This window comes from Paenibacillus sp. P32E (assembly GCF_001909085.1).
Lineage (GTDB): Bacteria > Bacillota > Bacilli > Paenibacillales > Paenibacillaceae > Paenibacillus_AQ > Paenibacillus_AQ helianthi.
The window spans coordinates 530328-547034 of record NZ_LVYY01000001.1 but is presented as its reverse complement, the minus strand read 5'-3'; the positions used below and the strand labels follow the sequence as shown (position 1 = coordinate 547034).

Sequence of the window (16707 nt, the reverse complement as noted above, 5' to 3'; positions counted from 1 at the left end):
TATATACCTGCCCTTTGGTTCAGGCATTAGTTAACACTTTTTCCGATACCAGGTTTCGATGCCCCGTCTCTTGAAACAGCTGATTATAGCGGATAACCTGTTCCTCCATCGGCGCTTGCTTCGCAATCATCATACTCATTAGCAATGAATAAGCAATGTCTACTTCCGTTGCGGTAGCCTGTACTTTCCCGCTTTCCAGACTTGCTCTCAATGCGAGGAGTTCTGCGTATGGGCCTAACACACCGTGCTCGTATTCGTCAGCTTGCGGGTTCCGATTCTTGGTGCAAACAATGATTGCGAGAGCCCTATCCACTAACTGTGTAACCGACGATTGCATACGTTCCTTCTCGTCTTCGATTCCTTGCCGAAAGCCGAGTATGTCTTCCAGCTTCTCGAATCCGAATACCTGGAAGGGCGCGCTGCGTGCTAGATTTTTTAGCACATTGCGCGGACCGATCTCGATAGCTGATACTGCATGTACAGCAACATAGTCCATGACTGCCTGCCAATTCACCGGTAATATAAGTTGGCTAGCCAGCTTCTCTACAATATCATCAGTCGCTTCGTACAGCCGGCCTGTCGTACTCGATAATACCGGCCACTTAGGGTCATGGTACTGGAATTGGCCTAGCACCTCCCTCATGCGGCTTACTGCAGGCTGCATTAATGACGAATGGAACGGTGCACTGACTTGAAGGCCAACTACGGAAGTCGCTCCTAATTCCAGGCATGTCTCTCCCACCTTCCGTACCTCTTCGGCATGACCTGAAATAACGATCTGGTGGGCCGCATTATAATTTGCAATAACAACAACTCGTTCGTCTAGAGAATACTCCTTGCACAATTGCTCGATAACTTCGGCCTTCAAGCCGATGACAGCTGACATCGCACCTTCTTTTTCTGAGACAGCCTGCTGCATCAGCTGCCCTCTGCTCCGCACGATTTGCAGTGCATCTGCATAACGAATAGTCCCCGAACAAGTAAGGGCTGTAATTTCTCCTAAGCTATGACCCGCAGCAAGTGCAGGCTGAATATTAAATTCTTGCTGAAACACTCGGAACGCAGCCATACTAACTGTCAGAATGGCAGGCTGGGCGAATTCTGTCATGGAGAGCTGTTCCATGTTACCGGAGAAGCACATCTCTTTAAGCGAATACCCTAACGTATCCTCCGCTTGTTCGAATGTCTCTCGTGCAATCGCGTACCGATTATAAAAGATTCGTCCCATCCCCACATATTGAGATCCTTGCCCGGGAAATAACAACGCCAGGTTGTCCATGTGTGTCTTCCTCTCTTCATTAAGTAGCATACTCGTCAAGCAGCATCATTAAGAGCTGCTCATAATCATCAAGTAATGAGCTAACACCACGTTGATGTAAGCAGGAACCATTAAATACTGTGCGGAATACGATGCCATCCGGCATCAGTTCCACAACGTGGACAAGATCATGCTCCATATTATTTAGGCGTGAATAGTTGGACAGTTCGCTGAACAATGGAATTATGTCATCTGCTTGCCGGTTCTCCTGCTTTTGCTTCCTCCAGAACGAGTCATTCCATTGGCTTAAGGAGGCAAATAGCCGCTTCTGATGAATGAGAAGGAACAACTCAGAGAAATTACTGCAGCGATTCAGCTCAATACGAAGCGGACGAATAGTCGGACCGTAGGAACCTTGTACCGCTTGCTCCAAATAAATATCCTCACTACCCATAATCTGCGACAATAGGTGCACGTATAGGGCAAGAAGAATATCAATAGCCTCAACTTTCTCGTGATCGGCCGCCCGCTGCAGTCTTGCATACCGCTCGCCTTCAACATGGGAGCTCAGCATAATCCGCTCTTGCTTAACCAGGCGAGCCTGCTTCTTATACTCACGCGGCAACCGTAATATAGGCCCCTCCATCTCATACATCCAATAATCGCCATCGTCTTCACTAAAATTAATTTCCGCTCCCATTAACTGATCTTCAATAAATTGGGCAAGTGACGAAATCGTCGGATAGGCAAACAGATCTACAATGCGAACTGTACCAGGATACAATGCTTCCAGCTTCTCATGCACCAGAACAATTGCAAGCGAGTTGCTGCCCATCTCAAAGAAGTTGTGGTAGACTCCGAGAGCGTCTGTTTGCAGTAACTCACTCCAAATGTCCCACAACTGCTGTTCAATTGAAGAAAGCGTGCTTGTGGCGCCTGCCGCCACAGGTGACATAATATTGCGTGTAGGCTCCGGGAGCGCTAGCCGATCCAACTTGCCGTTCGGTGTCAAAGGCCAGTTCTTCATATAGGTGTAAGCCAACGGCACCATATAATCGGGTAAAGTCTTGTTAAGGAGAAGCTGCAATTGCTTGGTCTCAATCTCGTAATCTCCTATATAGTAAGCTGTCAAATAAGGGTTCGCTGTTTCCTGCCCTGCCAAAGTGACTACCGCCTCTTGTATGCTGTCATGTTTACATAGCGATTGCTCAATCTCTCCCAATTCAATCCGATAACCCTTCACTTTCACCTGAAAATCGTCACGTCCAGCATATTCGATGCTTCCGTCAGGCCTCCATCTGGCCAAATCTCCGGTTCTATACATTCGTTGTCCCGGATTGAAGTGACAAGGGATGAATCGGTCGGCCGTTAGTTCGTTCCTGCCATAATATCCTCTCGCGACGGCCTCTCCTGTGATATATAGATCACCGATAATATTAATACCTACCGGTTGCATGTTCCGGTCAAGGATATAGACCTGCATATTCGGAATCGGTCGGCCGATCGTTACCTTGTTCGCGCAGGTCAGATTTTGTACCGTAGACCAGATCGTGGTTTCGGTCGGGCCGTACATATTATAAATTTTCGCTTCGGTCTTTGCTTGAAGCCGCTGCAGAAGCTTAAGAGGAAGGGCCTCCCCTCCGACATAAATCATTTGTAAACGAAGAATGGCCTCTGGCAGACTAGAATCTTCAAGCAGCAGCTGCAGACGGGATGGCGTCAACTGAATCATATTCACGTTATGATCAAGGATCAGTTGCTTGATCGAATGTGGATTAATCTGGTCATGCTCCGAGGCAATCATGACTGACGACCCGTTAAGTAGTGGCAGAATGGTTTCAAGAATGAAGATATCAAAGCTGATTGTCGTTAGTGCAAGCCAGTTCCCACCGTAAATAAAATCGGCTGCAGCTTCAACTCCCGCTTTAAATGCGGTCAGATTCCGGTGTTCTATCATGACGCCTTTGGGCCTGCCCGTTGATCCCGAAGTATAGATCATATAAGCGAGATGTTCAGACGTCGACTGAATAAGCGGGTTGGTATCGGACTCAGTTCCATCGTCCATTTCATCCACATGAATGATTGCAGACATGCCGCTCAGCTTGTGCGTCAACGAACGGTCAGCTACAGCCAGGCTTAATCCGCTGTCTTCCAAGACGTAATTAATTCGCTCCTCAGGATAATTGGGATCGATCGGAACCAATGCAGCTCCAGACTTTAATATACCTAGTAGGCCGATCATCATATCAACTGATCTGTTCATTAGTAGTGCAACGAAACGATCCGGTCTAGCCCCATTCTCTAACAACCTAGCAGCCACACGATTCGCCCTCTTGTTCAGTTCCCCGTATGTGAGCTCGCGCTGCCCGTCTTGTACCGCGCGAAGAACCGGATGAAGACCTGCACGCTCCTCGAATAATTGAACAACCGTCTTCTCCCGCGAATGAAGCGTTTTGTTAACGTTCCATTGGTCAATCAGGAGCGATCGCTCTTCGACGGACAATAATGATATCTGACCAATTTTTTGATCCGCCTGCTCTACTAACGCTCGCAGAACCGCAGTGAAGTGACCTGCCATAATTTCGATCGTTTCCTTCCGGAACAGTTCGTCAGAGTACTCAATATCTACGATAAGCCGCTTATTCCGCTCGATAATATCGAATGTCAGATCGAACTGTGAGGAACGCTGTTCGAATGGGTATGGATGGATCTTCAGCTTATCATCATGCTCATGCAGCACTTCTTTAGCATCACCTGTATTCTGCAGAATGAACATGATGTCGAAGAGCGGATTACGGGACGTATCCCGCTGGAGAGACAGTCGATCAACTAGCATTTCAAACGGATATTCCGAACGCGAAAGCGCAGCCAGCGTATTTTGTTTAATCTCTTCCATAAAATCGGCTACCCGACTGTCTCTTCTGGGAAAGTTCCGCATTGCAAGCGTATTGAGGAACAGGCCTGCTATCCCTTCCAGCTCCACATAATTTCTTCCGGCAACCGGTGAACCAATAATAATATCCTCATCACCACTATATTTGGCGAACATAATATTCAGCGCAGTCAGCAGTGTCATATATAATGTCGTGCCGCGTTGCTGGCCAAAACTAATAATGCTATCGGTCAGATCAGCACCCACCTCAAACGTCAGCACGCTTCCGTTATAGCTTTTCACAAGCGGTCGCGGGAAATCGGTCGGCAGGTTCAGTACGGGCAGTTGACCCGACATAACGGAACACCAATATTCCTCTTGTTTCTTAAAGCTTCCATCCTTCAGCCGATTGTTGTGCCATACGCTAAAATCTTTATACTGAATACGAAGTGCAGGTAAAGATTCAGCACGATAAAAATGGAAAAATTCGTTAATAAGAATACCAATCGATACACCATCGGAAATGATGTGGTGCATATCAAGCACCAACACGTGTTTATTCGGCTCTATGCGGAACAATTTGCTGCGTAGCAGCGGTGCCTTCGTCAGATCGAACGGTCTAATAGCCCGATTCAATTCGTCTCGGATGACGGATGCCTCAGAGAGCTCCTCGTATTCAAGTGTGAAATCGGCCTCATCCATAATTCGCTGTACAAGCACGCCGTCGTTAATTGTAAAGCATGTACGGAATGATTCGTGCCGTTCAATTAACAATCGAAACGAAGCTTCAAACCGTTCCCGATCAAGTTCCCCTTCAAGCTGCAGAACAGTCGGAATGTTGTAGGCTACCGAACCATTTTGCATTTGTTCCAGTACGTAGATCCTCTGCTGGGAAGAGGTCGCGGGATAATATTCTGCCCACTGTGCTATCGGGATGGCTAGAACCTGCTCTTCAACACTCACTGACCCAATGATTGCTGCAAGCTGACGAATCGTCGGGTTGATGAAAATATCGTTGATCGTAACCGCAGCCGAAGCATGCTTGGCCAGCCGTGTCACAATACCGATCGCCAGTAGAGAATCACCACCTAAAGCAAAAAAGTCATCGTCGAGACTTAAAGTTTCATAGCCGAGCACTTCAGACCAAATCTGGCCCACAGCCAGCTCATCGGCTTTGTATGCGCTTCCATCCTCCTTGCCAGTTAGAACCACGGATGAATCGTTCCTGTTAATCGCCGAACCTTTCGGTGTGTGGATATTCGGATGCTCCTCCCCCCCAACGAAAACGTCATCCGAGAGTCTAATCTTTAGGGAAGGCCTCCACTGCTGCAAGATTTCCAAATCAAACTGTCCGATAACCATTTGATTGACATCTTTAGACAGGATGGCGTCAAAAGATTGCATTCCGCCTGCTATCGGCATATAGCCAATAAAGCCGGGCCCTGTAATTCCCTCGAATGCATACCAGTTTATTGCAAGCGCATGCTTACCTTTGTAACGGCGATACGCACTATATGCATCCAAAAAGCTATTCGAAGCGACATAGTCACTTCCCGTCGCTCCTCCCCATATGGATGCGAGCGAAGAGAACATAATAAAGAACTCCAGGTTCTCCGTTTCCACAAGAACGTCTAAGACTACTGTTCCAGCCAATTTCGCCTTCATTCCATCACGGAAATTGTCAAACGATTTGACGGCAATAGGGTCGAACGACTGCTGCATGGCGCTGTGAATTACGCCGTTAATTGGACCATAGCGATGCTTAACCTCGTGTAAGATCGTCTCCATCTGATCCGGATCAGATACATCTGCCGCATAATAGGCCACCGTCGAGCCCATCCCCTCAATCTCGAGCATTGCCTTCATCTTGGCCGCTTCCGCCAAGCTGCACCCGGGGCGGGTAATCCAATCGTTCCATTCCTCCTTCGGCGGGAGCGAGGTACGGTTTACGATAATGAGTGTAACATTAGCTTTGCTTGCTATATGCTTGCCGATTTGAAGTCCAAGCTTACCTGCTCCGCCTACGAGTATATAAACGGCACCGGCACGCAGGGTGATCGGTGTAACTATATCGGGAATTACATCGATATCACTTCTTCTCATCTCGGGAACGATCCGTTTATCCCGATATGCAACCAACGAATCTTCATAATTAAACCTAATTTCCTGTACTACCTGTTGCGCAAGTTGTGTTGCTGACAATTGCCCGATCGCCAGATCCGTGACGTAGCATTGAAGCCTCGGATTTTCTTGCGGGATCACTTTGGCTAAGCCGACAATCGGTGCCTGGGCAGGATAAACCTCTTCGGCTATGGACACAGCCTGTGACCGATTAGTAACAATCCGAATTTCAATAGAATGGTCTACATTTAACGCAATAAGTGCTTTTGCCAAGTGAAATAAACTATACGATCCGAGCTCCTGAGCGCTTTCAATTTGCTCTGGAGTATATGAATTGTCTTGATAAGGAATATCTAACGACCACAAATGAACAATACCACTAATGTTGACATCTTGCTCTTGCAGCAAATGGAGTAATCTCATGTAATCACTATTAGTCGTAACGTTCATAACAAACCAGTCGGCTTGCTCTTGAGCAAACGTTTCCCCCCGACTAATTGTATAGACGCTATTGCCGCTAGATCGGAGGGATTGCACCACCGCATCTCCAATCCCATATTCGTCAATGAATACAAGCCAGTTTCCTCGTAGTGAGGAGCGGGTAGAAGATGGGGACAGCTCACTTTGTTTCCAAAAAATCTCATACGTCCAATCTTGATACGCTTGCGGATAATAGCTAGATTGTCCGATAACGAGCATCGTTTCCGCTAATTCTCGGGACTCTCTCTCTACAGGATATGAGCCGACAGCCTCGTAATTGGTATCCCTCAATGCTTTCTCCCAGCGCAAGTGGTCAATCAACGGAGTATGTACCCGAAGCTCAACATCTTTAAACGCCCACCAGCCTTCGGCAAGCCCCCATATCAGGTTAGTGGACGCTCTGTTTTTAACAAGCTCTAGGCTACACAAAATCCCTTTACTCGCAAGCAATGTATGAAGCATTAGCAGTGAAACGCGAATATCTTGCGTTGCATGAATCACATTATAGGCAATTATGATGTCATAGCTATGGTGCTTGAAGCCCTGCTCGCTTGGCTGCTTCCCTATATCCAGTAATTTGTAAGTCAAATTTGGATATTCGCCTTCGAACTGCTTCCGGGCTTGGATTAGTTGAGAGTTTCCGATGTCGGTAAACGTGTATTCGTACTGAGCATCTTTTATCTTAGGAAGCAGCAACTGTGTCAAGCTTCCTGTACCGCCGCCTACTTCGAGAATACGGACTTTGCCGCTATAAGATCTTATATATTGTGCAATCGTCTCAACGGCCATTAATCCGCACAGATCCCCGAAAGACTTGCTTTCATCTTCGAACGATTTGAAGAAGTGCGATGTTCCGTCAGGGTATAATACCTGCAACGGGTTGATAGCGCCAGACAAAACTTCTTCATAGTGGGATAGACAATGCTTCAACAAACGCCATGTCCCTTGGTTACCGGGGAACCGAATCAAACATTCTTCGAAGTAAGCCTCCACGTCAGCAGTTTCGGCTCTGGCGCTTATCTCATACTCCGAACCATTTAGCGTCACGTAACCGGTCTCAACGAGCAGGCTGAGAATGTATCGGAACAGACGTACCTGCTTCGTATCCAAGCTTACGGCGGCGCATATTTCATCTAAGGTATGACCCTTAGCCTCGCAGAACAGCCCTTTACCCCTAAATAACTGCATGAAATAGTTGGCGACGAAAAGCGCCTCTTCATCGAACATATCGGCAGGCTGCTTATATCCGGCATGTGCAAGTAAACTCTCTCCAAATAGAAATGTCGAACGTGCAATGTCGTGAATGTCCGCATGTTCACGGACTGGATCGGTCTCATCAATTTCAATTGCTGTAGCTTGCTCGATCCCAATCGCAGCTTGTTCAGTATGGTGATTAGCCCAATGGCGTGTTTTCGAAAAAGGGTATGTAGGAAGTGGTACTCGTCTCCATTCCACCTCCCGATAGTACGCCACCCAATCGATGTCGCTGCCGCCGGCAAAAGCTCTGCCCATCGCCTCAGCCTTCGTATCCTCCTTGATCATCCGGGCACTAACACAAAGTTCGTCGGTATTGCCTAGATAGATGCCTTTTCCTGTGAAGGATGGCCATCCTTCTTCCGGCCATTGTTCTGTAAGCTGTGTCACTTTGGTTCTTAGTTCTTCTTTGCTCGCAGCTGCTATTGCAATACGATAACGATGTGCATCCCTTCCGCAGGTAGAGGTGGCACATATATCAATCAGGTCATACTCGGTGGACGGCATATATTCAGCGAATCGCCGCACGTACTCCCGCAGAGATGCCAAAGTCTTGGCTGACAGCACCAGCACAGCCTGTGTTGGCTCAAGTGAGCGGTTGTGTCGTTCCTTTGAGTCCGTTTCTTCAACTATAATATGAACATTCGTTCCGCTTAGACCGAACGCACTTACGCCGGCTCGGCGGACAGGCTGCCATTCACACGTATCCCATGGCAGCAAAGTCTCGTTAATATAAACGGGCGAATCTATAAAAGGTATTAATGAATTCGGCTTCGTCACGTGTAGCGTCGGGGGAATCATGCGATGCTGCATCATTAATACAACCTTAATAATACCCGCTATACCGGATGCGGCAACCGTGTGTCCAATGTTGCTCTTTAACGAACCGATTCCGCAAAATTGTTTTTTGTCTGTATAGAATCGGAAAGCATTCTGGAGTCCTTCAATTTCAATAGGATCGCCTAACCGGGTGCCCGTACCGTGCGCCTCAATGTATGAGATTGTCTCTGGGTTAATATTGGCCCGCTTCCAAGCCATGCGAATTGTATCACTCTGTGCAATTGCATTTGGCGCGGTTATACCGCTAGACCGTCCGTCTGAGTTGACAGCGGATCCTTTGATTACAGCATGGATGAAATCGCCGTCTTTAACCGCCTGATCGTAAGCTTTTATGTATACAATTCCGAGCCCCTCTCCGGTGACCGTTCCATCGGCCGAATCATCAAAAGCCTTCGTTCTGCATCCTGAAGATAAAATGCCGAAGTCAGTGTCCTGCTCAATTGGAAATAGAGATAAATTTACTCCGCCGACTAAAGCACGATCGCAATCATTGTTCTGAATAGCTAAACAGGCCTGGTGTAGCGCTGTTAGGGATGATGAGCATGACGTATTAATGAGTTGGCTTGGCCCGAGTAAGTTCAAATAGTGCGAGATGCGTGAAGCAATTATAGCCGCAATGTTACCTGCCAGTGACGACGCGTCAACTTTCTCCATATATCGCTGGTACTGAGATTCATTGTCGCAATACCCAAGGAAGACGCCAGTTCGGCTACCGTTCATCATCGCAGAACTATATCCCGCATGCTCAATCGCTTCCCATGCGAGCTCCAGAAACAGCCGCTGATACGGGTCCATACTGCGGGCCTCAGCAGGAGAAATATTAAAAAAGGCATTGTCGAAACGATCGACATGCCTGAGATAACCAATCTTTGCGAAACTGTACTTCGCTTGTCCGAATAATTCGTCTGCAAGTACGGCTATGTCCGGTACTCGTTCTGCCGGCGGAGCTCCGATCGATTCTTTGCCAGCGGATAAGTTGCTCCAGAACTGCTCAAGGTTATCCGCATCCGGTAATTTACAAGCCATACCGATAATTGCAATATCCGAATTGACCGCTTCGGCGCTACTTGTGCCCAAATTGGTAAGCTCCATAAGCATTGCAAGCGCATCCTTCTCGCCCACACGCTGAGCAGCAAATTGTTCGAGAATGTACGTTTTCGTAAGTTTCATTTCAATTCACCTCTCATCATTCTAACTGTTGCGCACCCTCTTCTGCGGTAATAACGCCTTCCTTGACTTTTCGAAGCAAACTCAAGATATCTGCCTGACTCGTTTGGAGTTCTAGTTCCGCCTCCTTTATCGGGGCTCCTTGTCGTTCCAGAAAGTCGGCTAATGTAGCAATGGAATGGAATGTGAATAGCTGAGCAACAGTGAGAGAGGCATCAATTCGTTCGACAATTTGAGCATGCACTTTAAGGATGAGAAGCGAGTTCCCCCCGATTTGCAGAAAGCTATCGTTAATGCTCACTCGACTTAAACCGAGTACTTCTTTCCATATTTCTTCAAGCTGCTGCTCCATCTGATTTCGAGGAGGCTCATAATCGGTATCTGGTTCACGCCTGTCCGATATAGCAGCTAGCTCTTTACGGTCGATTTTTCCGCTTTTCATTAGAGGCATTTTTTCGAGCTTCAAAAATAATGAAGGTACCATATACCGCGGAAGTCGCTCGTGTAAGTAAGCATTCAATTCATTCGGAGTCGTTCCTTTGTCCCGAGGGACATAGAAAGCGACCAACATACGTTTCTGTTCATTAAAAATAACAGCTGCTTCCTTCAACTCCGGATTAGCGAGCAACGCGGCTTCAATTTCGCCAATTTCGACCCGGTGGCCATTGACTTTAATCTGGTGATCGATACGACCTTCGAATCGAATCAGAGCATTTATGTCATAGCGCCCAAGATCCCCCGTCTTATACAGCTTGGAGTAACCAATTTCAGGATAGGGATTCTCGACAAAATTCTCTGCTGTCTTGTCCGGATTATGCAAATATCCAAGCCCCAAACAGTGTCCTGTTATATAAATCTCCCCCTGTTGTCCAAGAGGAGTAAGGTTGCGATGTTCATCCAGCAGCAAGATTTTAGCATTTGCTATCGGCCTTCCAATTGGAATAGCGCCTTCATGATCATGACTGACTTCAAAATAGATGACGCCTATCGAAGTCTCCGTGGGACCGTACAAATTCGTCATACGTATGTCAGGGAACCGCTTCTGGAATGCCTTTACGGAACGGGACGTCATCTCTTCCCCACCTATTATTAGATGCCGCAAGCTTTTCATATCTTTTGATATATTATCCTTGAACTCCATTTGTTCAACAAGCAAATTAAAAAGAGATGGGACAAAATCCGTAATCGTTATTTTTTGGCTAGATACGATGTCCAGTACATCGGTTAGCGTCATTTGAAACTCCGGCGTCGGCAGAACGGTACGTCCGCCATGGAGAAGTGGCCAGAATAGCTGCCAAACGGCACTATCGTAGATATGCGGCGTCGTCTGTAAAATTGCGTCCTGTTGGCTGCAGCCAAAATGTTCATCCATCCATTGAAAACGATTCGTGATCCCGATATGCGGAATAATCGCCCCTTTGGGCTTGCCTGTAGAACCTGAAGTATAAATAACATAAATTGGATCCTCCGGTGCGGCTGTATGCGCCAATTCCAGCAGCGTCGGGGACAGTTCCGTATAATCCACAACGATCATCTTGTCGGACAGCTCCATGTCTGTGGGCTGTTCTCCGCTTATTAACACGGCGTGAGCATCCAAATCTGCAAGCAATGTACGCAAACGTTCAACAGGACCGGTTCCATCCAGCGGAACGAATGCAGCTCCAGTCTTCATCACCGCTAATAAAGCCAAGGGTAGATTGAGTCCATGACCGATCAGAACAGGAATATACGATCCTCTGCCTATTCCGCGATCATGAAGCTTCCATGCAAGAGCATTTGCTTTCTCATTCAACGCATGGTAGGTTAATGACTCATTGCCATATACAACTGCCGTATTGAATGGCGTCTGCTTAGCCTGTTGTTCAATCCGGCGATAGATCGGATCTGACAGACTGTACGGACGATCGGTTTGATTACGAACCAACAGAAGTTCATGCCTCTCCATTGTTGTAACCATCTCCATTGAGGCAATCGTCTTATTCGCATCCTCCGCGCTTTCCTCTAACAAGCGAAGGTAATGGCCGATCATGGTATTAATGAATTCGGTCGTGTATGCTCCCGCACGATACTTTACCCGCCCAGTTATTCCAACATTAGACTCGTTAACTATGAACGATAACGCCGCAGGCAGTTGTACCAGAGCTGACTCGTCCTGCATGCCTTCCATCATAAAAGCCGTATCTAATACCGATGTCAGTTTCTCCTGATCCAAACCCAGAAACTCGACTATTTTGGCAAATGGAAAGTTGTGGTGGTCTGTCGCTTCCTTCATAACTTCCTTCAGCAATTTCATTAAAGCCGCCAGGTTCAAGCTTTCATCGAATGTTGTTCTAAGCGGCAGCCCAAAGTTTAATGAGTTCAGGGGTAGCGGATGATGAAAAACCGGAGTAAGGATGATTAGATCCTCCATCCTTTTGTACCGGCGGATAAGCACGAAATAGTTGGACAGTAAATACAGAAACAGCTTGACCGGATGAGATGAATACTGCTTTTTTATGAGTTGAAACGTCTGATTCGGCACCTCGAACGCGGATTCCTCATATGAAGAACTTTCCGTAGTGATCGATGGAGGGCCATAATTCCGGATTAGTGACAACGTATGGTCCATTCCGCTCAATTTGTCTCTCCAATATTGTTCCTCCACCCGAAAATCATAGCTATTCAGTATAATATTATGATTCAACGTCGGTTTCACAGAATATGTCGCCTCCTTGTATGTGCAACAACGGTCTATACGTCGAACTCCCAATCCAATGAAGATCTCTGTAAGAATACAATGTCACGATTTAGATGCAATTCGCTTAACTTTGCATACCGATCGTTTAGCACTTGTATTATTAACGCCAAATAATCCTCTGTCATTTGCACAGTGGTTTCTCGTTTGTATCGGTCGCTGTTATAATCCAATCTGAACTTCAGACAACCATCAGAAAGATAAGACTCTAAATGCCAGTCTACTTTAGTCTTCTGAGCCTGAAGCAGATAGCTGCTACAATGCATCCCGCCAATTTCTACGGCCGCTTCTGGGCTTCTATCATCGTGAAATACAAACATGGCATTGAACATACCCGAGTTGCTGGCTGGTTGTTCAGACGGCAACTGCTCAACTGGTAAATCAACCATTTCAAGTGCAGAGATAACCTGCTTTCCCACATCCGCCAAGTAAAAGTTGAAAGCCTTGTTTTCCGGTACGTGATTACGAATCGGAAGTGTATTAATAAACATCCCGATCACATGCTGAAGCTCACTGAATTTGCGAACAGAAACAGGTGCGCCTATCACGATATCTGAATTTCCGCTATACTTATGCAGCAGCAAATAGTAAACGGATAGCAGTGCGACGAACAGTGTCGTACTCTGCCCGGCAACAAGCTCCTCAAGCCTACGTGACCGCTCGGGATCGAGTGTGAAATCGACCGTTGCCGCACGGTACGCCAATTTCTCGGTGCACTGATAATCACAAGGAATAGCAAGCTCGGGAGCAGGAGAACGGAAAAGTTCCGACCAATATGTGAGTTGCTCCTGAAATGCATATGATTGCAATTGCTGATTTTGCCATACGCAATAATCTTTGTGCTGCACAGAAAGGGCAGGCAGATTTTCACCTTGATACAGCCTGGCTAGATCCCCAATCAATATATTCATGGACAATCCGTCCGCAACGATATGGTGTATATCGATCAGTAACACATGGCGTTCCTTCGATAGCTCGATTAAACCAACCCTTAATAACGGACATTGAGCAAGATCAAAAGGCCGAATGAATTCTTGAATCGCATCGTCCAATTGATGCTCATCGGCATATAACCGTTCGATCTCAAACGTAGCAGAGGGGGCAATTCGTTGAACGACCTTGTCTTCTTTAAACGCAAACGAAGTTCGGAATGCCTCATGCCGTTCAATCAGCTTCTGAAAAGCACTCTGAAGCCTGTCGCAGTCTAAAGCTCCGTTAATGATACGTACACCGCTAATATGAAAGCTTGTATCCTCGGGATTCAACTGTTGGCGCACGAACATTTTCTCCTGTGCCGGCACAACCGGATAATAGGTATGGTTCGGAGCCTTCTCCAATACCACTCTTCCGTGCTCTCCCTGTTCAACAAGCCGTCCCAGCGCTTCAATAGTCGGATTATGAAACAACTCCCCAACCGTAACGTCAACTCCGAACCGATGGGCGATCTCCAACTGAAGTTGGTTTAGCTTTAAGGAGTGCCCCCCAAGGCTGAAGAAATGGTCCTTATTGCCTATCTGGTCCGGTTGCAAACCCAATACTTTGCCCCATATTTCCGTTAATGCCCATTCCGTACGCGTCAATGGTGTCACGGACTTGGCGCCAACCGCAATATCCTTACGCTGTGGTGTGGGCAATGCAAATCGATCCAGCTTACCATTCGTATTAAGCGGAAACGTTGTGAGTTGGACCATATAGCTAGGGACCATGTATTCAGGCAGCTGATCTAATAAATATTGACGAATTTCGTTCCGGCTCAGTTCCTGATCCGATTTCAAATAACAGCATAGGTACTGCTCTCCATTATCGTGCTGGAAGACGGCAACCACAGCTTCGCGGATAGAAGGATAGCTTTCCAATGCACACTCTATCTCTCCTAATTCGATCCGATAACCACGAATTTTTATTTGATCATCCAACCGCCCGAAGTATTCGAGGTACCCTTCTTCATTCACTCCCCCTAGATCTCCGGTCCGATACATGACTTTATAATGCAAGTCGTCATGCAGCTTATCATAAGGATTCGGGACAAATGATTTGCTTGTACGTTCCTTGTCGCCATAATATCCATATCCCACGCCTGGGCCGGCAACACATATTTCTCCTTTGACTCCTATAGGGCACATTTTCAACGCGGAATCAAGAACGTAGATAGCCGTATTCTGAATAGGTCGGCCGATTGGAATGGCGCTTGTATTAGCCTCAGCCGGCTGATAGATAAAGTGATGCGTAATATCGTCGGACACTTCAGTCGGTCCGTATGCATTAATGAGCGGGATCTGATAATGGTTGAACCACCGATTGACAAGCGTAACGGGCAAGGCCTCTCCCGTTACCATCATCCACCGCAGCGCCGGCAGCGCCCGGCTTTCCTGCGCCCTGGTATCCACATAGTTCAATAACTCTCTTAGCAGAGATGGAACCGCCTCCACAATCGTCGTTCCACTTTCCAGCAACGTGCGCAACAACGATTCCACATCCATGACGATATCGATGTCAATAATCCGTACAGATCCACCTACCAACAACACCGCTAAATACTGCCATACTGATATATCGAAACATAGTGAAGCCGTTTGGGCGACGATATCATGGGGATGAAGATGAAGTGCATCGATCTTCGAGAATATATGGTTTATCATCCCGCGGTGGTGCACCATCGCCCCCTTCGGCTGCCCTGTCGTACCGGAAGTGAAAATTATATATGCTAAATCTGCTCCGCAGCCCGCCAATTCAAGATTAGCCACAGAATAATTCTGAAGCTTAAGATCATCTATCCCAAAACAAAATTTATACTGAAGTGAATCTAAGGCCTCGCATAATAGAAGCTTGTTATCTTCGTCAAATGCGTTGGAAATAACACCTGATATTTCACTTTTCTTCACAATGTAATCAATGCGCTGTAGCGGAAAACCCGGATCGATCGGAACATAAGCTCCGCGCACCTTGAAGATTGCAATAATTGCTGTAAGCGTGTCCGTACTACGGTTCATATAGAGGCCGAGCTTCTCACCAGGCTTAAATCCTTGGTCCAGTAAATATCGGGCCAGTTGATTAGCCCGTTCGTTTAACTCTCGATAGTTCAGCGTCCGCGTTCGGTCTGCAACGGCAATACATTCAGGGCTACGGTGTGCTTGTTGTTCGAATAAGCGGCTATAGGGTTGTTCGCTAGGGAACGGCACTACATTATCATTGAAATTTGTAAGGGAACGAAATTCTTCGTTGGATACTAATTCAATCTCAGAAAGCGACATGTCAGGATTGGTCATCATTTGCGTATAACTGGCGAATACATGCTTACAAAATCGCTTGATCATCGCCATCTGGTACTTTTGGTTATTAAATCTAATATCCACATAAAGTGACTGTCCGTCTTTCCTGAAAGAAAACCTCAGCTCACTCTCAATGAATTGAAAATATGCGGGATCGTGCAGACTTTGGAATAGGCAGGTTGCTTCGAAGAATCGGGTGCACTTCGTGCGCCCCTCTCCATAGATCTGGTCGATTAATGCCAGTACATCGTAATTCTGATGCTTTATTGCTTCGGACAATTGCTGTTGAGTATGAGAAAGCAGCGTCCGCAGCGTGTAAGCATTTGACATCCGCAGGCATATCGGGAGCACCAAATTCAAGTACTCTTTCCCTGCTTCCTGCTTCATCACAGGTATGCCGATATAAATATCGTCATGACCGGTATATTTGTGCAGCACAAATCCAAATCCGGCCATCAGAACCGTGAATAGCCGCTGGTCAGACCCGTTACTTATTTGTAGCATTCGATCACTGACCACAGAAGGAAACTGCAGAGTCATCTCTGCAGCCTCTTCATTAGATAGGGTCTGAGCGGATCGGCGAGTCGGAAAATCTAACGGATGATACGTTCCGGTAAGTTTATTTCCCCAGAATTGTCCGGCATCCCCTAGTTTACCGCTGGCTTGTAAAATATTACGCGATACTAAATTGTTCATTCGATTTCTCTCCTGT

Annotated in this window: 4 protein-coding genes; all 4 read right to left on the bottom strand. The window is 46.9% G+C overall.

All coding sequences use genetic code 11. The annotated features are described in order from the left end of the window. Window positions 1-19: 19 nt before the first annotated feature. The 4 genes from fabD to A3848_RS02045 are packed head-to-tail and all read right to left on the bottom strand — an operon-like array spanning window position 20 to window position 16691. On the bottom strand, window positions 20-1309 hold the full coding sequence (gene fabD, locus A3848_RS02060) for an ACP S-malonyltransferase (protein ID WP_083611847.1): 1290 nt from the start codon (window positions 1307-1309) through the stop codon (window positions 20-22). Next, window positions 1299-9995, bottom strand: coding sequence for a hybrid non-ribosomal peptide synthetase/type I polyketide synthase (locus A3848_RS02055; protein WP_074083267.1), 8697 nt, complete (start codon window positions 9993-9995; stop codon window positions 1299-1301). Before A3848_RS02055 ends, fabD begins: the two co-directional genes overlap by 11 nt. 16 nt (window positions 9996-10011) lie before the next feature. Continuing rightward, complete coding sequence (locus tag A3848_RS02050; RefSeq protein WP_074083266.1) at window positions 10012-12687, bottom strand: non-ribosomal peptide synthetase; 2676 nt, start codon at window positions 12685-12687, stop codon at window positions 10012-10014. 35 nt (window positions 12688-12722) lie between these two features. Next, a complete protein-coding gene (locus tag A3848_RS02045; protein ID WP_074083265.1) occupies window positions 12723-16691 on the bottom strand; it encodes a non-ribosomal peptide synthetase in 3969 nt (1322 codons plus the stop codon). Window positions 16692-16707: the final 16 nt, after the last annotated feature.